The 19,952-nt window shown below is 71.0% G+C and carries 14 protein-coding genes and 1 pseudogene; 8 read left to right on the top strand and 7 right to left on the bottom strand.

What is annotated here, in order from left to right; all coding sequences use genetic code 11:
- The first annotated feature begins 226 nt into the window (after window positions 1–226).
- The 3 genes from OG858_RS34325 to uppS all read left to right on the top strand — a co-directional run bounded on the left by OG858_RS34325 (window position 227) and on the right by uppS (window position 6,376).
- Window positions 227–1,708, top strand: a complete 1,482-nt coding sequence (locus OG858_RS34325; RefSeq protein ID WP_319263314.1) for a 3' terminal RNA ribose 2'-O-methyltransferase Hen1 — start codon at window positions 227–229, stop codon at window positions 1,706–1,708.
- A complete protein-coding gene (locus tag OG858_RS34330; RefSeq protein ID WP_319263312.1) occupies window positions 1,705–4,251 on the top strand; it encodes a polynucleotide kinase-phosphatase in 2,547 nt (848 codons plus the stop codon). Before OG858_RS34325 ends, OG858_RS34330 begins: the two co-directional genes overlap by 4 nt.
- Window positions 4,252–4,522: 271 nt before the next feature.
- Window positions 4,523–6,376: a polyprenyl diphosphate synthase gene (uppS, locus tag OG858_RS34335; protein WP_319263310.1), complete on the top strand. Its 1,854-nt coding sequence runs from the start codon at window positions 4,523–4,525 to the stop codon at window positions 6,374–6,376.
- Window positions 6,377–6,653: 277 nt separating this feature from the next.
- On the opposite strand, the gene OG858_RS34340 is transcribed toward uppS, so the two are convergent.
- Entirely contained in the window at window positions 6,654–7,553 is a 900-nt protein-coding gene (locus tag OG858_RS34340; protein WP_328544158.1) for an NAD(+)/NADH kinase, read from the bottom strand.
- Window positions 7,550–8,665: an SPFH domain-containing protein gene (locus OG858_RS34345; protein ID WP_086752136.1), complete on the bottom strand. Its 1,116-nt coding sequence runs from the start codon at window positions 8,663–8,665 to the stop codon at window positions 7,550–7,552. Before OG858_RS34345 ends, OG858_RS34340 begins: the two co-directional genes overlap by 4 nt.
- A 152-nt stretch (window positions 8,666–8,817) precedes the next feature.
- Between OG858_RS34345 and OG858_RS34350 the strand changes: the two genes are divergently transcribed.
- Entirely contained in the window at window positions 8,818–10,041 is a 1,224-nt protein-coding gene (locus OG858_RS34350; RefSeq protein WP_328544157.1) for an arginine deiminase, read from the top strand.
- A gap of 130 nt (window positions 10,042–10,171) precedes the next feature.
- Window positions 10,172–11,179 carry an ornithine carbamoyltransferase gene (gene argF, locus OG858_RS34355; protein WP_319263306.1) on the top strand — a complete coding sequence of 336 codons (1,008 nt, stop codon included), beginning with the start codon at window positions 10,172–10,174 and terminating at the stop codon, window positions 11,177–11,179.
- Between the two features lie 92 nt (window positions 11,180–11,271).
- Here argF and OG858_RS34360 read toward each other — a convergent pair whose 3' ends face one another.
- Entirely contained in the window at window positions 11,272–11,724 is a 453-nt protein-coding gene (locus tag OG858_RS34360; RefSeq protein ID WP_256960901.1) for an ATP-binding protein, read from the bottom strand.
- A 333-nt stretch (window positions 11,725–12,057) separates the two neighbouring features.
- Between OG858_RS34360 and OG858_RS34365 the strand changes: the two genes are divergently transcribed.
- The 3 genes and pseudogenes from OG858_RS34365 (at window position 12,058) to OG858_RS34375 (ending at window position 16,783) form a co-directional block, all read left to right on the top strand.
- Window positions 12,058–12,885 (top strand): enoyl-CoA hydratase family protein, encoded by an 828-nt coding sequence (locus OG858_RS34365; RefSeq protein WP_328544156.1) that lies wholly within the window; start codon window positions 12,058–12,060, stop codon window positions 12,883–12,885.
- 101 nt (window positions 12,886–12,986) lie between these two features.
- Window positions 12,987–15,320, top strand: a complete 2,334-nt coding sequence (locus OG858_RS34370) for a bifunctional salicylyl-CoA 5-hydroxylase/oxidoreductase (protein ID WP_328545287.1) — start codon at window positions 12,987–12,989, stop codon at window positions 15,318–15,320.
- A gap of 253 nt (window positions 15,321–15,573) precedes the next feature.
- Window positions 15,574–16,783 (top strand): annotated as a pseudogene (locus OG858_RS34375) (RNA-guided endonuclease InsQ/TnpB family protein).
- Between the two features lie 13 nt (window positions 16,784–16,796).
- On the opposite strand, the gene cysC reads toward OG858_RS34375, so the two are convergent.
- Genes cysC through OG858_RS34395 form a run of 4 tightly spaced genes read right to left on the bottom strand, consistent with a single transcriptional unit; the run spans window position 16,797 to window position 19,895 of the window.
- Complete coding sequence (cysC, locus tag OG858_RS34380; protein WP_328544155.1) at window positions 16,797–17,357, bottom strand: adenylyl-sulfate kinase; 561 nt, start codon at window positions 17,355–17,357, stop codon at window positions 16,797–16,799.
- A complete protein-coding gene (locus tag OG858_RS34385) occupies window positions 17,354–18,598 on the bottom strand; it encodes a glycosyltransferase family 4 protein (protein WP_086752152.1) in 1,245 nt (414 codons plus the stop codon). The genes cysC and OG858_RS34385 overlap by 4 nt, the downstream gene beginning before the upstream one ends.
- Window positions 18,595–19,005 carry a hypothetical protein gene (locus tag OG858_RS34390; RefSeq protein WP_179201360.1) on the bottom strand — a complete coding sequence of 137 codons (411 nt, stop codon included), beginning with the start codon at window positions 19,003–19,005 and terminating at the stop codon, window positions 18,595–18,597. The genes OG858_RS34385 and OG858_RS34390 overlap by 4 nt, the downstream gene beginning before the upstream one ends.
- Window positions 19,002–19,895 (bottom strand): sulfotransferase family protein, encoded by an 894-nt coding sequence (locus OG858_RS34395; RefSeq protein ID WP_328544154.1) that lies wholly within the window; start codon window positions 19,893–19,895, stop codon window positions 19,002–19,004. The genes OG858_RS34390 and OG858_RS34395 overlap by 4 nt, the downstream gene beginning before the upstream one ends.
- Between the last annotated feature and the right edge of the window lie 57 nt (window positions 19,896–19,952).

Raw genomic sequence — 19,952 nt, forward strand, 5'->3', positions numbered from 1 at the left:
TTCACCATCCGGCAGATTCAGCCTCACCTCACCTACAAGACCGGGAGCGGAGAAACCCGTAACCCGTCCGTCGGTGCCATCTCTCAGGCTCTCCAGGCTCACGACGAGAGCCAGGGCTGAACGGCTCACAGGGCCTCACGAGACCCCTACCGACTGGTGGGGGTCCTCTGTCGTTCCGGGGTAATCCAGTACCGGCGCGGGCCCGCTGACACGCATACTCGGACACGTGTTCCTGACGATCTCCACCACCGGCAATGAGCAGCACCCGGCTACTGACCTGGGGTTCCTCCTCCATAAGCACCCTGACCGAGCGTTCTCAACCAACCTGTCCTACGGCAAGGCGCACGTCCTCTACCCCGAGGCCGGCGTCGAGCGGTGCACGGCCGCGCTGTTGCTCGAGGTGGACGCGGTGGCACTGGTCCGGCGCGGCAAGGGCAAGGGGCGTGGCGGGGCACCGGACGCCGCGCTCGCCCAGTACGTCAACGACCGCCCGTACGCGGCCTCCTCCCTCCTCGCCGTCGCGTTGAACGACGTCTTCTCCAGCGCCGTGCGCGGCCACTGCAAGGCCCGGCCCGAACTCCCGGGGCGGACCCGTCCGCTGCGCGTCGAGATACCGGCGCTGCCCGCACGCGGCGGGCCGGCCCTCGTCGCCAAGCTGTTCGAGCCGCTCGGCTGGACGGTCACGGCCGAGGAGGTGGCGCTGGACACCGAGTTCCCGGAGTGGGGCGCCTCCCGTTACGTACGGCTCGTCCTGGAGGCGGAGTCGCTGACCCTCGCCGAGGCACTGCGCCACCTGTATGTCCTGCTGCCGGTCCTCGACGACACCAAGCACTACTGGGTGTCCTCCGACGAGGTCGACAAGCTGCTGCGCGCGGGCGAGGGGTGGCTCCCGGCCCACCCCGAGCACAAGCTGATCACCAGCCGGTACCTCTCCCGCCGCTGGTCGCTGACCCGGCAGGCCATGGAGCGCCTGGAACTCGTACGGCTGGCCGAGGCCGACGACAGCGAGGTCGAGGCGATCGACAACGCCGTCGAGGAGGCCGCGGACGGGGAAGCCGAGGGCGAGGAGAGGCCGACGCCGCTCGCCGTGCAGCGACGGGACGCGATCATCGCCGCGCTGGAGGAGTCCGGCGCCGCGCGCGTCCTCGATCTCGGCTGCGGTCAGGGCCAGTTGGTCCAGGCGCTGCTCAAGGACGTCCGCTTCACCGAGATCGTCGGTACGGACGTGTCGATGCGCGCGCTCACCATCGCCTCCCGCCGCCTCAAGCTCGACCGTATGGGCGAGCGTCAGGCCTCCCGCGTCCAGCTCTTCCAGAGCTCCCTCGCCTATACCGACAAGCGGCTCAAGGGGTACGACGCCGCCGTGCTCTGCGAGGTCATCGAGCACCTCGACCTGCCGAGGCTGCCCGCCCTGGAGTACGCGGTGTTCGGCTCGGCCCGCCCGAGGACCGTCCTCGTGACCACCCCGAACGTCGAGTACAACGTCCGCTGGGAGAGCCTCCCCGCCGGCCATGTCCGCCACGGCGACCACCGCTTCGAGTGGACGCGGGAGGAGTTCCGTACCTGGGCGACCGCGGTGGCCGAACGGCACGGCTACGACGTCGGGTTCGTGCCCGTCGGGCCGGACGACCCGGAGGTGGGGCCGCCCACCCAGATGGCCGTGTTCAAGCAGCGCAACACCAACGAGAAGGAGGCGAAGGCGGCATGACCGAGACCCAGCTGAAGCAGGGGCGCGTCCTGCCCGTCACCGACCTCTCCCTCGTGGTGCTGATCGGCGCGTCCGGCTCGGGCAAGTCGACGTTCGCCCGACGGCACTTCAAGCCCACCGAGATCATCTCGTCCGACTTCTGCCGGGGCCTCGTCTCCGACGACGAGAACGACCAGGGCGCGACGAAGGACGCCTTCGACGTCCTGCACTACATCGCGGGCAAGCGCCTCGCGGCCGGCCGCCGTACGGTCGTCGACGCGACCAGCGTGCAGCAGGAGTCCCGCAAGCAGCTGATCGAGCTGGCGCGGAAACACGACGTGCTGCCGATCGCCATCGTGCTCGACGTGCCGGAGGAGGTGTGCGCCGAACGCAACGCGGCCCGCACCGACCGCGCCGACATGCCGCGCCGGGTGATCCAGCGCCACACCCGCGAACTCCGCCGTTCCCTGCGGCACCTGGAGCGCGAGGGCTTCCGCAAGGTGCACGTCCTGCGGGGCGTGGAGGACGCCGAGAACGCCACGGTCGTCACCGAGAAGCGCTTCAACGACCTCACCCACCTCACCGGCCCGTTCGACATCGTCGGTGACATCCACGGCTGCGCGAGCGAACTGGAGGCGCTGCTCGGCAAGCTGGGCTACGTCGACGGCACGCACCCTCAGGGCCGTACGGCCGTCTTCGTCGGCGACCTCGTCGACCGGGGCCCGGACAGCCCGGGCGTGCTGCGCCGCGTGATGTCGATGGTCGGCTCGGGCGACGCGCTCTGTGTGCCCGGCAACCACGAGAACAAGTACGGCCGTCACCTCAAGGGCCGCAACGTCCAGCACACCCACGGACTCGCCGAGACCATCGAGCAGATGGAGGGCGAGAGCGAGGAGTTCAAGAAGCAGGTACGGGAGTTCATCGACGGGCTCGTCAGCCACTACGTCCTCGACGGCGGCCGGCTGGTCGTCTGCCACGCCGGTCTGCCGGAGAAGTACCACGGCCGGACCTCCGGCCGGGTGCGCAGCCACGCGCTGTACGGCGACACCACCGGCGAGACCGACGAGTTCGGGCTGCCGGTGCGCTACCCGTGGGCGGAGGACTACCGGGGTCGCGCGGCCGTGGTCTACGGCCACACCCCGGTGCCCACCGCCACCTGGCTGAACAACACCATCTGCCTCGACACGGGCGCCGTCTTCGGCGGCAAGCTCACCGCGCTGCGCTGGCCGGAGCGCGAGCTGGTCGAGGTGCCCGCGGAGCGGGTCTGGTACGAGCCGGCGAAGCCGCTGGCCACGGAGGCCCCCGGCGGGCACGAGGGCCGGCCGCTGGACCTGGCGGACGTGCACGGCCGCCGGGTCGTCGAGACCCGGTACGCGGGCCGGGTGTCGGTCCGCGAGGAGAACGCGGCCGCCGCCCTGGAGGTCATGAGCCGCTTCGCGGTCGACCCGCGGCTGCTGCCGTACCTGCCGCCGACCATGGCCCCGACGGCCACCTCACACATCGAGGGCTATCTGGAGCACCCGGCCGAGGCGTTCGCGCAGTACAAGGAGGACGGCGTCGCGCGGGTCGTGTGCGAGGAGAAGCACATGGGGTCGCGGGCCGTCGCCCTGATCTGCCGTGACGCGGACGCGGCCCGTGAACGCTTCGGCGTGGACGGTCCCACGGGCTCCCTCTGCACCCGTACCGGCCGCCCGTTCTTCGACGACGAGGCCCGCACCGAACTGGTCCTCGGCCGGGTCCGCGAGGCCATGACGGCGGCCGGCCTGTGGGACGAACTGGAGACCGACTGGGTACTGCTGGACGCCGAGCTGATGCCGTGGTCGCTGAAGGCGTCCGGGCTGCTGCGCACCCAGTACGCGGCCGTCGGCGCCGCGTCCGGCGCGGTGTTCCCGGGCGCGCTGGCCGCCCTGGAAGGCGCGGTGGCACGTGGCGTGGACGTGAGCGAGCTGCTGGCCAAGCAGCGTGAGCGGGCCGCCGACGCGGCCGCGTTCACCGACGCGTACCGGCGCTACTGCTGGCCGACCGAGGGCCTGGACGGCGTCCGGCTCGCCCCTTTCCAGATCCTCGCCGTCCAGGGCCGCAGCCTCGCCGCCCTGCCGCACGACGAGCAGCTGGCCCTCATCGACCGGCTCGTCGAGTTCGACGTCAGCGGTCTGCTGCAGACGACCCGGCGCCTCTTCGTCGACACCGGCGACGAGGCCTCGGTGCGGGCCGGGATCGACTGGTGGCTGGAGATGACCGGCCGCGGCGGCGAGGGAATGGTCGTCAAGCCGGTCGAGGCCGTGGTAAGGAGCGGCCGGGGAAGGCTGGTCCAGCCGGGCATCAAGTGCCGGGGCCGGGAGTACCTGCGGATCATCTACGGGCCGGAGTACACCCGTCCCGAGAACCTCGACCGGCTGCGCGGCAGGTTCCTCAACCACAAGCGGTCGCTCGCCCTGCGCGAGTACGCCCTGGGCCTGGAGGCTCTGGACCGGCTCGCCGAGGGGGAGCCGCTGTGGCGGGTGCACGAGGCGGTGTTCGGGGTACTGGCACTGGAGTCGGAGCCGGTCGACCCTCGTCTGTGACACCCCCCGTCCTCGTCTGTGACACCCCCCGTCCGGGATGTGGGGCCCCCGTCCGGGACGTGACACCCCCACGTCCTTGACGGGTGGACCCGCGCCCGGGAGGCGACAATGCGGCTGATAATGTCGCAGCCAGGCGTGGCCGTGCACTGCGTTCGAATGGTTCCAGCGGTTCCGGCAGTGCTCGGGGGACAGTGATCGCAGCCAGTCGCAGGCGATCGCTGTCACCCGGGTCGGTCCCATCGGTCCCATTCGAAGGTATGTGGGGTTTCCCATGCGTCGCACCACCACGCGGTCCGTAACGCGGTCCGGGCGAGAGCGATCGGCACTCGACGCCGCGTACGACGAGTGCCGCCGCCTGGTCCGCACGACACGGCCCACCGAGTACGCCCTGATGCAGCTCATGCCCCCGGCGGTACGACCCGCCTGCTGGGCCCTGTACGCCGCCCTCGCCTCCGCCGACGACCTGGTCGACTCCACCGAGGGTACGCCGCAGGAGCGCGCCCGGCGGCTCCGGGAGTGGCGGGTCGCGCTGGAGGCCGACCTGGCGAGCGGCACCAGCGACGACCCGGTCCGGCGCGCGCTGACCGACGCGGTGTGGCACTGGGGACTCGACCTCGGTGATCTGCTGGGCGCCCTGGACGCGGTCCAGGGGGACGAGGGCCGTGAGGGTGTCGCGACCTGGCAGGAGTGGCGCGAGCGCGCCCACGCCCAGAACGTCAGCTGGCCCGAGCAGCTGATGCGGATGCTGGTCCGGTCCGGGCTGCCCGTACCGGTGCGGCTCCGCGACCTCCCGGGCTTCACCCGCTTCGTGGACGGGCTGTTCCTCACCGACATGCTTCGCGACCTCCCCGAGGACCTCGACGGCGGGCAGGTGTGGTTCCCCGCGGAGGTCCTCGACCGCTTCCAGGTCACCCCCGCCGAGCTGATCTCCCGCGAGTGGACCCCCGCGGTCCGGCAGCTGGTCGCGCACCTGGCCGATCAGGCCCGGGAATGGCTGGAGGCCTCCCGCCGGGCGCTGCGGAACACGCTGCCGCTGGGCCCCTCCATCGTGCTCGACAGCGCTGTCGAGCTGTTCGGCGCGGAGCTGGACGCGATCGTCCGGGCCGGATCGGCCGTCCTGCACCGCCCGGTTCGCGTCCCCCGGCACACCGAGTGGCGGATCCTCGGCCCGGCCCGGGCGCGGGCCGCCGTGGTGTGGCGGCTGACGCTGCCGCCCGGCGGGCAGGACACCCCGGCGAGGACGGCGGCCGTTTCCCGCGCGGGTGCCACGTCTCCCACCGACGGCACCACGGACGAGTCGGCCCTGCTCGCCGGTCCCGAGTCGCACGTCACGCGGATCGCCGAACCGCCGCTGCCGCCGCGCCCGCACCGCGACGGTGCCCGTCCGCCGGCCATAGCCGAGGCACATCTCCCGCAGCACGTGGCGATCGTCATGGACGGCAACGGACGCTGGGCCACCGGGCTCGGGCTGCCCCGCGACGAGGGCCATCGCGCCGGAGCGGTCGCCCTGCGGGACGTCGTCCAGGGTGCCCTGGAGATCGGGCTCGCCCATCTGACCGTCTACGCCTTCTCCACCGAGAACTGGAAGAGGTCGCCCGACGAGGTCTCCAAGCTCTTCGCGATCATGCGCTCCGAGCTGCTCGACGGTGAACTCCTCGACCACGACGTACGCCTGCGCTGGGTGGGTTCCCCCGACGGCCTCCCGGACGACGTGGTGGAGGTCCTCCGCGCCCAGGAGCACGCCACCCGCAACCGCACCGGCCTCACCTTCAACGTCTGTGTCAACTACGGCGGCCGCGCCGAACTCACCCGCGCGGGCGCGGCACTGGCCCGTGCCGCGCTGGCCGGCGAGGTCGACCCCGCCCGGGTCTCCGAGCAGCTCTTCGCCGCCCATCTGCCGCACCACGCCATGCCCGACGTCGACCTCCTGTGGCGCACCAGCGGCGAGATCCGCACCTCCAACTTCCTCCCCTGGCACGCCCACTACGCCGAACTCCACTTCACCGACCAGCCCTGGCCGGACGTGGACCGCCGCGACCTGTGGGAGGCGGTGGTCGCCTACACCCACCGCAAGCGCCGCAAGGGCGCAGCGGCGGCGCCCACGTCTGCCGACGGGGACAAGTAACCGGGCCGCTTCAGAGCTCGGGGGTGCGGCTTCGGCGGCGGCTGCGGGTGGTGCGTGGTTGCTCGCGCGGTTCCCCGCGCACCTTGGCGGCATGGGTCGCGCCCGGAGCTCTCAAGGGGGCGCGGGGAACTGCGCGACAAGCCCCCACTCACCGGCAGCCGAAGAACGCACCGACCGGGGGTCGAAGGGGCGCAGCCCCTGGTGGCGGCGCTCCCGCTCGCGAGCGAAGCCGAGAGTGGGGGAGAGACGGTAGGGGCGCCGGGGGCGGCCCCACGCGTCAGCCCACCAACCGCAACCGGACCCCCGCCACCCCCACCCGCACCGTCTGCCCCCACGTCAACTCCAGCGCGTCCCCTTCCATCCCGTCCCCGAAGACGATGAGCCGGTCCGACTCGACGGTGAGCCGGAGCCGGGCGGCCGCCGCCAACTGGCCGGCCACCAGTGACGTGCCCGTGGCCGGAGAGGGCCACGCCTCCCGCACGAACCACAGCAGCCGGGCCTCGTCCGGGCCGGGCAACGTCAGCTCACTCGCCCGTTCCTGCCACACCGACCGGATCCATCCGCTCGCCCCGGTCCCGGTCCCGACGAGCACCCCGGAGGACGCCTGGGGCTCGACGGCACCCCTGTCGCCGTCGAGCCCCAGGCGGTACCGGGCGGTCTGGTGCCCCGCCGCGCCGAGGTAGATCTCGTTGAGCGCCACCAGCCGCTGCGTGTCGTCGGCGACGGCCTCGACCATGGTCAACTCATCGGCCCGGGCGCCGTGCCGCAGCGAGGAGGAGAGCAACTTCCGGGCCTGGTCGGGCCGGTGGCGCACCAGTACCCCCGGATTGCGCCGGGGATCGGGGTTGATCCCGACCACCGGCTGCCCCGCGAGGTACTTCGCGACATTGGCCACCAGCCCGTCCTGCCCGACGACGACCACGACGTCCTCGGGAGCGAACAGGAACCGGTCCAGGTCACCCCGTTCGACCCGCGCCTGACGCCAGGTCAGCGGCACCGAGGACGTGACCTCGGCCAGCGCCCCGCGCTCCCGCCGGTGCCGCTCGGCCACGTCCTCGATGTCCCGCCCCCGGGACCGCAGGAAGAAGGCGGCCTGCCCGTGCGTACCGTGCCGGGCCACCAACTCCTCGTACTCGGTGGTGCGATGGACCAGCACCACCCGCGGCGCGAGACTCACGCCGAGCCCCCTTGGGTGCCCGTCCCGCCCAGCTTGGAGAGCAGCCCGGTCAGTACGTCGGGGGACACGGTCACGCTCTCGATGCGCGGCAGGTTCTCCGCGAGCCGTGTCCCGGTGAGCGCGTGCAGTGTCGACGCGTCCACCTCGGCGTGCACCCGCAGCCACGCCGCCTGGGCCTCGGCCCGTGCCGCACCCACGACCCGCGCGGCCCGAGCCTCCGCCTCGGACAGCTTGACCTGCCGCGCCGCCTCGGCCTCGGCCAGCTTCACGCTCCGCGTCGCCTCCGCGTCCGCGAGCCTGACGGTCCGTTCGGCCTCCGCCTCGGTCAGCCGTACCGTCCGGGCCGCCTCCGCGCCCGCCTTCACGGCGTCCGCCGCGGCCCTCTCCTCCGCCTCCCGCCGCGCGTTCGTCCCTCTCTGGTCGACCAACTGCTCCTCGCGCCGGGCGAGTTCGATCTGGCTGGCCAGCTCGTTCTCGGCGATGGCCCGCTCCCGCTCGACGGCCACGGCACGACGCTCGTACGTCGCCTTGTCCGCCTCCTGCTGGATCTGTTCCCGGGCCGGCGTGCGCAGTGCCCGCTCCACCTCGGGCTCGGGCCGCAGCGCCACCACGCGTACGGCCACGATCTCGATCCCGGTGGCCGGCAGCCGGGGCTCGGCCGCCAGCCCGCTCGCCACCCGCTCCCGGACCGCCGCGACCCCGTCGACCAGGGCCGACGCCAGTGTCGTACGGGCCAGGACGTCCAGCGCGTGCTGCTGGGCCGTCTCCGTCAGCAGAGTCGACAACTGCTCCAGGGGAGCGCCGCGCCAGACGCCGGTGTCGGGGTCGATGGAGAAGTCGAGGCGGGCGGCGGCGGTTGCCGGGTCGCTCACCCGGTACGTCACCGTCGCCTGTACCGCCACGTCCTGGAAGTCGGACGTGCGGGCGTGGAAGGTCATCGCCAGCTCCCGGTCGTCCACCGGGACTTCGGAGAGCGCTGCGCTCAGCGACCGGTACCAGAAGCTCAGCCCCGGGCCGTCGTGCACGAGCCGCCCGGAGCGGTGGTGGCGGATGTGCGCGGTGGGCGCGCCGCGCAGATGCCGCCAGCCGAGCCGTCTGGTGATGTCGGCCATGGAAGATCCCCCTCGCGACGACTGAGCGACACCAGTTAGTGTCACTTAGACGATAATCGAGTGGCCCGCTTATCGTCAAGAGGACGAGATGGAAGGATTCCGATTCGGCCGACCGGCGGGTGAACACGCGCCCGAATGGTCAGGATGAGGACATGGGATTCCATGTCGACTCCGAGGCCGGGCGGCTGCGCCGCGTCATCCTGCACCGGCCGGATCTTGAGCTCAAGAGGCTCACCCCCAGCAACAAGGACGCGCTGCTCTTCGACGACGTGCTGTGGGTGCGCCGGGCGCGCGCCGAGCACGACGGATTCGCCGACGTGCTGCGTGACCGGGGCGTCGCCGTCCACCTCTTCGGCGACCTCCTCACCGACGTCATGCGCATCCCGCAGGCCCGGGAGCTGGTCCTCGACCGGGTCTTCGACGAGAAGGAGTACGGTCCACTCGCCACGGACCACCTCAGGGCCGCCTTCGAGTCGCTGCCCCTGACGGAACTGGTCGAGGCCCTGATCGGCGGCATGACCAAGCGTGAGTTCCTCGACGCGCACATGGAGCCGGCCTCGGTCCGCTTCCATGTCATGGAGCTGGACGAATTCCTTCTCGACCCCCTCCCCAACCACCTCTTCACCCGTGACACCTCCGCCTGGATCTACGACGGGGTCTCCATCAACGCCATGCGCTGGCCCGCCCGTCAGCGCGAGACCGTCCACTTCGAGGCGATCTACCGGCACCATCCCCTCTTCCGCGACGAGGCGTTCCACGTCTGGTCGGAGGGGCAGGCCGACTATCCGTCCACCATCGAGGGCGGCGACGTCCTCGTCATCGGCAACGGCGCCGTCCTTATCGGAATGAGCGAGCGCACCACCCCGCAGGCCGTCGAGATGCTCGCCCACAAGCTCTTCGCCGCCGGTTCCGCGCAGACCATCGTGGCCCTCGACATGCCGAAGCGCCGGGCCTTCATGCACCTCGACACCGTCATGACCATGGTCGACGGCGACACCTTCACCCAGTACGCCGGCCTCGGCATGCTCCGCTCGTACACCATCGAGCCCGGCGTCGGGGAGAAGGAGCTCAAGGTCACCGACCATCCGCCGGAGCACATGCACCGTGCGATCGCCGCCGCGCTCGGCCTCGACGCCATCCGGGTGCTGACCGCCACGCAGGACGTCCACGCCGCCGAACGCGAGCAGTGGGACGACGGCTGCAACGTCCTCGCCGTCGAGCCGGGCGTCGTCGTCGCCTACGAACGCAACGCCACCACCAACACGCATCTGCGCAGGCAGGGTGTCGAGGTGATCGAGATCCCGGGGAGCGAGCTGGGCCGGGGGAGGGGCGGGCCGCGCTGTATGAGCTGTCCGGTGGAGAGATCCGCCGTGTAGCGGTGTGCCGTCGGCGGTGTGCCGTGCGGATCCAGGTCGCGCGGAGGTGCGCCGTATAGAAATGTGGAACATCGTATAGACTTCCAGTCTTCCTACGCTGTCCCTGCCCCGTCGACCCAGGAGCGCCCCCATGGCGACCGTTCCCCACGCCCTCGCCGGGCGCCACTTCCTCAAGGAGCTGGACTTCACCGCGGAGGAGTTCCGTGGGCTGATCGGGCTGGCCGTGGAGCTGAAGGCGGCCAAGAAGGCGGGTACGGAGACCCAGTACCTGCGGGGCAGGAACATCGCGCTCATCTTCGAGAAGACCTCGACGCGCACCCGCTGCGCGTTCGAGGTCGCCGCGGCCGACCAGGGGGCCCGGACGACGTACCTCGACCCGTCCGGCTCGCAGATGGGCCACAAGGAGTCCGTGCGGGACACCGCGCGGGTCCTCGGCCGGATGTTCGACGCGATCGAGTACCGCGGTGACAGCCAGGCGAACGTCGAGGAGCTCGCCGCGTACGCCGGAGTTCCGGTCTACAACGGCCTCACCGACGACTGGCACCCCACCCAGATGCTGGCCGACGTCATGACGATGACCGAGCACAGCGACAAGCCGCTCGACGACATGACCTTCGCCTACCTCGGCGACGCCCGCTTCAACATGGGCAACTCGTACCTGGTCACCGGAGCCCTGCTCGGCATGGACGTCCGTATCGTCGCCCCGCGGGCCTACTGGCCGGCCGAGGAGATCGTCGACCGCGCGCGCAAGCTCGCGGAGATCAGCGGGGCGCGGATCACGCTCACCGAGCACGTGCACGAGGGGGTCGAGGGCGCCGACTTCATCGCCACCGACGTCTGGGTGTCCATGGGAGAGCCCAAGGAGGTCTGGGACGAGCGCATAGGAGCACTCTGCCCGTACGCCGTGACCATGGACGTCCTGCGCGCCACCGGCAACCCCGACGTCAAGTTCCTCCACTGCCTCCCGGCCTTCCACGACCTCGGTACGAAGGTCGGCCGCGAGATCCACGAGCTGCACGGGCTGGACTCGCTGGAGGTGACGGACGAGGTGTTCGAGTCGTCGCACTCGGTCGTCTTCGACGAGGCGGAGAACCGGTTGCACACGATCAAGGCGGTTCTCGTGGCGACGCTGGGGTGATGCGCGGGTGAGAGTTCGGGGGGCGGGGGCGCGTCGGCGAGCGCGGGTCGTTCGTGGTCGATCGCGCGGTTCCCCGTGTCCCCCGGGGGCACCTACACGTGGCGGCGCTGTGGCGGGACAGTCGGGAGCCGGAACCACACCGCCTTGCCGGAGTCGGTGGGGCGGTGGCCGCAGGCGGAGCTGAGGGCGCGGATCAGGAGGAGGCCGCGGCCGTGCTCCTGCCAGGGGTCGGGGTCGATGTGGCCCGGGGTGGTGAGATCGCCCGGGGGTGCCGGATCCGGGTCGTGGACCTCCACCTTGCAGCCGGTCGGCACCAGCTCCACGACCAGCTCTATGGGTCCGTCCCCGGCCGCGTGCTCGATCGCGTTCGCGACCAGTTCCGCCGTGAGCAGCTCCGCCGTGTCACAGTCCGCCCCGTGCTCCAGCTCGGTCAGCGCCGTACGCACCAGTGCGCGGGCCATGGGCACGGCCGCGGCGGTGTGCGGCAGCGCGACGCGCCAGGAGGCGGGGGCGGAGGGTTCTTGCAAGGCGGCGGATCCGTTCATGGAGCAGGTCATGGGTCGTCCTGCTTTCAACGTGATGAATGGTACGGCGCGAACCGGTAAAACCGCTCGGCGGGCGCCGCGGGGACCTTCGGCCCCGTTGCCAGCCGGTCTACCCGGAGCAACGCTCCGCCTCGCCCGGGCGAGCCCGTCGTTACGGCCTTGTCGAACGTCCGTGACCGAGTCACGGACGGCCCGGATCACCACCGAAGGGGGCGGTGACGATACGCCGGTCGACCTATCGCGCACTCGTGACGGCAGTCATATATCGGTGATAACTTCGTGGGTGGGAAAGTGGCCGCAGCGCTGCGGCAGCCCCCGAGGAGGCCGCCCGTCATGAGTCCCTTCACCGGCTCCGCCGCCCGCACCTCCCACTGGCGGCATCTGCGGTGCGAGATCGCCGACGGTGTCGCCACCGTCACCCTCGCCCGCCCCGAGAAGCTCAACGCCCTCACCTTCGGCGCCTACGCCGACCTGCGCGACCTGCTCGCCGAACTCTCCCGGGAGAAGTCCGTACGGGCCCTGGTGCTGGCCGGCGACGGCCGTGGCTTCTGCTCCGGCGGCGACGTCGACGAGATCATCGGCGCCACCCTCGCCATGGACACCGCCCAGCTGCTCGACTTCAACCGGATGACCGGCCAGGTCGTACGGGCCGTACGCGAGTGCCCCTTCCCGGTGATCGCCGCCGTGCACGGCGTCGCCGCGGGCGCCGGCGCCGTCCTCGCCCTGGCCGCCGACTTCCGTGTGGCGGACCCCACGGCCCGCTTCTCCTTCCTCTTCACCCGCGTCGGCCTCTCCGGCGGCGACATGGGCGCCGCCTACCTCCTGCCCCGTGTCGTCGGCCTCGGCCACGCCACCCGTCTTCTGATGCTCGGCGAACCCGTCCGCGCCCCCGAGGCCGAACGCATCGGTCTCATCAGTCGGCTCACGGACGAGGGCGGCGCCGACGAGGCCGCGCAGACCCTGGCCCGCCACCTGGCCGAGGGACCGGCCCTGGCGTACGCCCAGACGAAGGCCCTGCTGACAGCGGAGCTGGACATGCCCCTGGCGGCCGCCGTGGAGCTGGACGCGGCGACCCAGGCCTTGCTGATGAACGGCGAGGACTACGCCGAATTCCACGCGGCGTTCACGGAAAAGCGCCCCCCGAAGTGGCAGGGCCGCTGATGCCGCCCTCACCTGCCATACCGCCCTCACCTGCCATACCGCCCTCACCTGCCATCCCGACCCCGGTGGCAGCCGACCCAGGGGCGCGGGGCAGCGCCGATATGCGGCTCCGCCGCGGGGCGCGACCGGCCACGACACACCCGCAGCCGTTCGCGAAGCCCGGCCACCCCCACCGCATCGCCGTCATCGGCGGCGGCCCCGGCGGCCTGTACGCCGCCGTCCTCCTCAAACGCCTCGATCCCACCCGCGAGATAACCGTCTGGGAACGCAACGCCCCCGACGACACCTTCGGCTTCGGAGTGGTCCTCTCCGACGAGACGCTGGGCGGCATAGAACATGCCGACCCACTGGTCTACGAGGCCCTGCAAGCACACTTCACCCGCTGGGACGACATCGACATCGTCCACCGGAACACCCGCCACACCTCCGGCGGCCACGGCTTCGCCGCACTGGGCCGCCGCCGCCTCCTGCAGATCCTGCACGACCGCTGCCGCGCACTCGGCGTCGAACTCCGTTTCGGCACGGAGGCCCCGTACCCCGCCTGGCTCTGCGAGACGTACGACCTGGTCATCGCGGCGGACGGTGTGCACAGCGCGACGCGGGAGGCGTACGCGGAGGTGTTCCGGCCGGCCGTCGAGACGCACCGCTGCCGCTACATCTGGCTCGCCGCCGACTTCGCCTTCGAGTCGTTCCGCTTCGAGATCGCCGAGACCGAGCACGGCGTGATGCAGCTGCACGGCTACCCGTTCTCGCCGGACGAGTCCACCGTCATCGTCGAGATGCGCGAGGAGGTGTGGCGGGCCGCCGGGCTGGACCGGGCGGACGAACGGGAGTCGGTCGAGCGGTGCGCGAAACTCTTCGCGGACGCGCTCGGCGGCCGGCCCCTGCGCTCCAACAACTCCACCTGGACGACCTTCCGCACGGTCGTCAACGAGCGCTGGTCGCACGGCAATCTGGTGCTGGTCGGCGACGCCGCGCACACCGCGCACTTCTCCATCGGTTCCGGCACGAAGCTGGCCGTCGAGGACGCGCTGGCGCTGGCCGCCTGTCTGGAGGAACAGCCCGACCTCACAAGGGCGTTGACGGCGTACGAGGAGGAACGGCGCCCCGTCGTCGCCTCGACCCAGCGTGCGGCGCGAGCCAGTCTGGAGTGGTTCGAGAACATCGGGCTCCATCTCGCGCAGCCCTCAAGGCAGTTCGCCTTCAACCTCCTCACCCGAAGCCGCCGCGTCACCCATGACAACCTCCGCCTCCGCGACCCGCACTTCACCGGCGCGGTGGAGCGCGAGTTCGGCTGCCCACCCGGAACGCCCCCGATGTTCACCCCGTTCCGGCTGCGCGGTCTGACCCTGCGCAACCGCGTCGTCGTGTCCCCGATGGACATGTACTCGGCGACCGACGGTGTCCCCGGTGACTTCCACCTCGTCCATCTGGGCTCCCGCGCCCTCGGCGGCGCCGGGCTCGTGATGACCGAGATGGTGTGCGTGAGCCCCGAGGGGCGCATCACCCCGGGCTGTGCCGGACTGTGGAACTCCCGGCAGGCCGACGCCTGGCGCCGCACGGTGAGGTTCGTGCACGAGCGGGCGCCGGGCACTGCCATCGGCGTCCAGCTGGGTCACTCCGGCCGCAAGGGCTCGACCAAGCTGATGTGGGAGGGCATCGACGAGCCCCTGGACGCGGACAACTGGGCCCTGGCGGCCGCGTCCCCCGTGCCGTACAAGACCGGCAGTCAGACCCCGCGCGAACTGTCCCGCGCCCGACTCACCGACATCCGCGAGCAGTTCACCTCGGCCGCGAGCCGAGCCGCCCGCAGCGGCTTCGACCTGCTCGAACTCCACTGCGCCCACGGCTACCTGCTCTCCGGCTTCCTCTCGCCGCTGACGAACCGCCGCACCGACAGTTACGGCGGCTCCCTCGACCACCGGCTCCGCTTCCCCCTCGAAGTCTTCGACGCCGTAAGGGCGGTGTGGCCGGAGGAACGGCCCATGACCGTCCGCGTCTCGGCGACGGACTGGGCCGACGGGGGCACCACGGCCGAGGACGCCGTAGAGATCGCCCGCGCCTTCGCCGCGCACGGGGCCGACGCGATCGACGTCTCGACCGGGCAGGTCGTCGCCGACGAACACCCCGCGTACGGCCGCTCGTACCAGACGCCGTTCGCGGACCGGATCCGGCACGAGGCGGGGGTGCCGGTGATCGCCGTCGGCGCCATCTCCTCCTGGGACGACGTCAACTCCCTCATCCTGGCGGGCCGCGCGGACCTGTGCGCCCTCGGCCGCCCCCACCTCTACGACCCCCACTGGACCCTTCACGCGGCAGCCGAACAGGGTTACACCGGCCCGGCCGTCACCTGGCCCGCCCCCTACCGAGCGGGCAGCCGCCGCCCCAACACGGGCCGCACGGACGCCCCGAAGCCCCGGCTGAGCCTGTCCTAGCCGTGGGCTACCGCGCGGCTCGCGGCGGCTTCGCTCACCGGCGCCGGGGTCGCCTCGGACTCCAGCACGTCCAGGTGCGACAGTGTGTGGACGGTCATCGGGATCCCTCCGTGGATACTCCGCCCTTCAGAGCGGAGAGGAAACAGACTCCTGCGGAGCAGGGCAGGGAAAGGCGATTCGCCGTCAGGGCGGATCGTCGTCCGCCACCCGATACCCGCAGAAACTCACGAACTGATGCGATAGTTTGTGAGCTGTGATCACTCACGTGAAGCGGGCGTTCAAGTACCGCTTCTATCCCGACGATGCGCAGGCAGCGGAGCTGTCGCGCACGTTCGGGTGCGTGCGCAAGGTCTACAACCTGGCCCTCGAAGCCCGGACCGCCGCGTGGTACCAACGCCGGGAGCGGGTCAACTACAACGCGACCTCGGCGATGCTCACCGCGTGGAAGAAGACCGAGGAACTCGCCTACCTCACCGAAGTGTCCTCGGTGCCGTTGCAGCAGTGCCTGCGGCATCTGCAGGGCGCGTTCACCCACTTCTTCGAGGGCCGGGCGAAGTACCCACGGTTCAAGTCGCGCAAGAAGTCCCGCCGTTCGGCGGAGTACACCAGCTCCGCGTTTCCGCTACCGCGACGGTGCCCTGACGCTCGCCAAGATGCGCGAGCCTCTCGCCATCGTGTGGTCGCGTCCGCTGCCTGAGGGTGCGGTCCCGTCCACGGTGACCGTGTCCCAGGACGCGGCCGGACGCTGGTTCGTCTCCCTGCTGTGCGATGACACGATCCCCCCGGCACCGGCCACCACGGCCGCGGTCGGCATCGACGCGGGCATCACCTCCCTGGTGACCCTGTCCACCGGGGAGAAGGTCACCAACCCTATGCCCGAACGCCGTGACCGGGCCCGGCTGGCGAAGGCGCAGCGGGAGCTGTCCCGCAAGGCCAAGGGCTCCGCGAACCGGGACAAGGCCCGGGTGAAAGTCGCCAAGGTCCATGCCCAGATCACCGACCGGCGCCGGGACCATCTGCACAAGCTGACCACTCGTCTCGTCCGTGAGAACCAAACGGTCGTGATCGAGGACCTCACCGTCCGCAACATGGTCAGGAACCACAAGCTGGCGCGTGCGGTCTCGGACGCGGCCTGGCGCGAGCTGCGGATGATGCTGGAGTACAAATGCGCCTGGTACGGGCGCGAACTCGTCGTGATCGACCGCTGGTTCCCCAGCTCCAAGCTGTGCGGGTCCTGTGGCACGGTCCGGGCGAAACTGGCGCTGAACGTCCGCGAGTGGACGTGCGGCTGCGGCACGGTGCATGACCGCGACGTGAACGCGGCGAAGAACATTCTCGCGGCCGGGCTGGCCGTGTCTGCCTGTGGAGACGGTGTAAGACCTCAACGGGAGTCCTCCCGGACGGGGCGGTCGTCGATGAAGCAGGAACCCCAGCGGGCGACCGCTGGAATCCCCCACCTTTAGGCGGGGGAGGAAGTCAAACGAGGCCCCGGTCCGCCAGCAGCGCGTACACGTACGCGGCCGACTCCTCGGGCGTCTGGTCCTGTGTGGGGAGCACGAGCGCGGGGTCGGCCGGCGGCTCGTACGGGTCGTCGACACCGGTCAGTCCCTTGAGTCGGCCCGCGGCCTGACGGGCGTACAGACCCTTGACGTCGCGCTCGCTGCACACCTCGACGGGGGTGGCGACATGCACCTCGAAGTACGGGGTTCCGCTCACGTCGTGGCGCTTGCGGACGGCCTCGCGGCTGTCGGCGTACGGCGCGATGACGGGGACGAGGGCCAGCACGCCGTTGCGGGCGAGGACCTCGGCGACCAGGCCGATGCGCTGCACGTTGGTGTTGCGGTCCTCGCGGGAGAAGCCGAGGCCGGCCGAGAGGAAGCGGCGGATCTCGTCACCGTCGAGAACCTCCACACGGTGTCCCTCGGACCGCAGCCGGCCGGCGAGGACACGGGCGATGGTGGTCTTGCCCGCGCTCGGCAGTCCGGTGAGCCAGACCGTGGCTCCCTGGGCCGTGGACGCCCTGGACGAGGTGGTCATGCGTGCGTTCCTTTCGCGGCGCCGGCGGCGATGCCGTGCCGTTGCTCGTGGAGGGAGGTGAAGAGGGACTCCCAGCGGTGATGGACGGAGTCCGGGCCGTAACTGGCGGCCGTCAGGACCGCGGCCACGCCCATGTCGGCACGCAGCACCTCGTCGGCCATCAGCCTGGCCATGGCGTCGGCGAGCGCGTCGGGGTCCTCGGGTGCGACCAGCAGCCCGTCCACGCCGTGGGTGAGCACGTCGGCGGGGCCGGTCGGGCAGTCGAAGCTCACCACGGGAAGGGCGTGGCTCATCGCCTCGATCATCACCATCGGCAGCCCCTCGAAGCGTGAACTGAGCACGTAGAAGGAGGCCTTGGCGAGTTCGTCGTCCAAGCGGTCGGTGTGTCCCATGAGGAAGACGTGATTGTAGAGATGGTGTTCTTCGATCAGATGGCGAAGCTCCGACTTCTTCTCACCGCTGCCGTAAATTCTCAACTGCCAGTCGGGGTAGGCCTCGACGAGCTTCGCCCAGGCCGGGATCAGCAGGTCGAAGCCCTTCTGCGGGAAGAGCCGGCCGGCCGCCACCGCGATCTTCGACCTCGGGTCGGCGGGGACCTGGTCGAGGGAGTGCACGGCGTTGGGGATGCGGACGACCCGGGTGCCGGGCAGGAGTTCCGCGTACTCGTCGCGATCACGCTCGGTGAGCACGGCGACGGTGGCGAAGTGCGGGTACGTCTCCCGGATGCGCTGCTGCACGTCCCGCTTGTGGGTGCCGAGGTTCATGTGTTCCTGGGCGACGCGGACCACACCGCCGGTGGCGTGCTCGGCGGCCAGGAAGTTCAGCGCGGGGCGGGTGGTGACCAGGACGCCGTCGGTCAGCGACCGCAGGTATGCGATGAGCCGGTCCTCGACGTACCGGTTGAAGTAGCGGTAGCCGAACTCGCCCTTCGGGACGTGCCGTGCGGGCGCCTCCAGCAGTTCGCCGCGCCTGCGGTCGCGCCAGCGGGCGACGAGGCCCGACGGCGGGGTGTGGGCGCCCTCGCGCATGTCCACGACGGTGGAGACGCTCACCCGGGGGTCGAGCGGGAACTGGATGTCGTCACGGCGGCGCAGCGCGCTGACGATCTCCACGGTCCAGCCCGCCGCCACGAGGGAGTTGGCCTGGTTCATCACCGTGCGGATGGTGCCGCCCCGGCCGTACGCGTGCAGCAGCAGATACCGGACGTGGGGGCGCTGGGGGAGTGGGCGGCGGTCGGTCATGCGGGGCCTCCCGTACGGCACTCCAGAGACAGGTTGTCCTTGATCGTGTAATAGGGGCGCACCCGGAGGTCTCCGGTGCGCTGCTCCGGATACACGAAGATCCTCTTCTTGCCGCGTACGTCGTCGAGGTGCTTCCCGGCGCGCAGTTCGACCTCGCCGTCGGTGAGGTGGATGTCCCACTCCTCGACGGGCGCCCGGTCGGAGGCGGCGAGGTCGTCGACGGGCAGCTCGCTCTCGAAGCGGTCGCCCTGGACGGCGGCGTCGTAGCGCAGTCGGCGGCCGGCGTGGGAGCGGCGGGTGAGGACCAGCCGCCAGGTGCCTTCCGTCGGTACCCCGTGGATGCGTCCGAGGAGTCTGATGCGGCCGTCGCGCGGCCAGACCTCGGCTATCTCGGCGTGCGGCCTCACTTGCCGTAGCCCCACGCCCGGCACATCGGCCGGAGGATCTCCGGGATGTCGTCCTCGGCGGGGAGCGCGCGCCCCGCCTGCACCTGACCGGTCCTGATCTTGTCGCGCCAGTCGCCGAGGCCCTTCACGACCTGGGCGTCGTCCTTCCTGCCGTAGTCGAGCATGGCCGGTTCGAAGGCGATGTCGAGGAAGTCGCAGAGCCGCCGCATCTCCTTCTCGGGTTCGGCGGTGATGTCCTCGTAGCGCACGGTGTGGCCCGTGAGCGCCTTGCGGGCCTTGTCGACGGCCTTCATGTAGCGCAGCGCGTCGGTGGCGGCCTCGTCGTAGGTGCGCTTGTCGGGGTCGCCCTCGTGCCACGACTGGGCGATGGAGACCGGGTGGCGCAGCAGGAAGACGAAGCGGGCGTCGGGCCAGCAGTCCCGGATGCGCTCGTACACGAAGGCGTTGCTCGGGGTCTTCTCGACGACGAAGTCCTTGCCCGACCTGACCAGTTCGCGGTGCATGACCCGGTCCCACAGCAGATGCTCCAGGTCACCGCGCTCCAGGTCGAGGGCGCTCATCGCCTTCTGCGACAACCTGCTGCCGTAGCCGACCTCCAGACGGCGTATGTGCAGCTCGTGCGGGGAGTACAGCCGCGGGTGCGCGTTCATCAGCATCCGCAGCAGGGTGGAGCCGGACCGCACGGGAGACATGATGAAGACCGGCTGCCTGAGCAACCGGTCCGTGGCGAGGTCCTCGGGAGCCGGACATCGGTACACCGCCGTGGGCTTCTTCACGGCCGGCTTCGGCGGCGTGGCCCTGGGAGCGGGGGGCGCCGCCGCGGGGGCCCTGCGTACTTGCAGACCCGTGGTGGCGGTGAGAGCACGGTTCAGGTTGCGCATGAGACTCATGCGTCAGGATGGTAAGTAAGGATTCTGAGAAGATTGAAGTAGAACCCTGAGGGTTCC

The organism is Streptomyces europaeiscabiei, from assembly GCF_036346855.1.
In the GTDB taxonomy this organism is placed as follows: domain Bacteria; phylum Actinomycetota; class Actinomycetes; order Streptomycetales; family Streptomycetaceae; genus Streptomyces; species Streptomyces europaeiscabiei.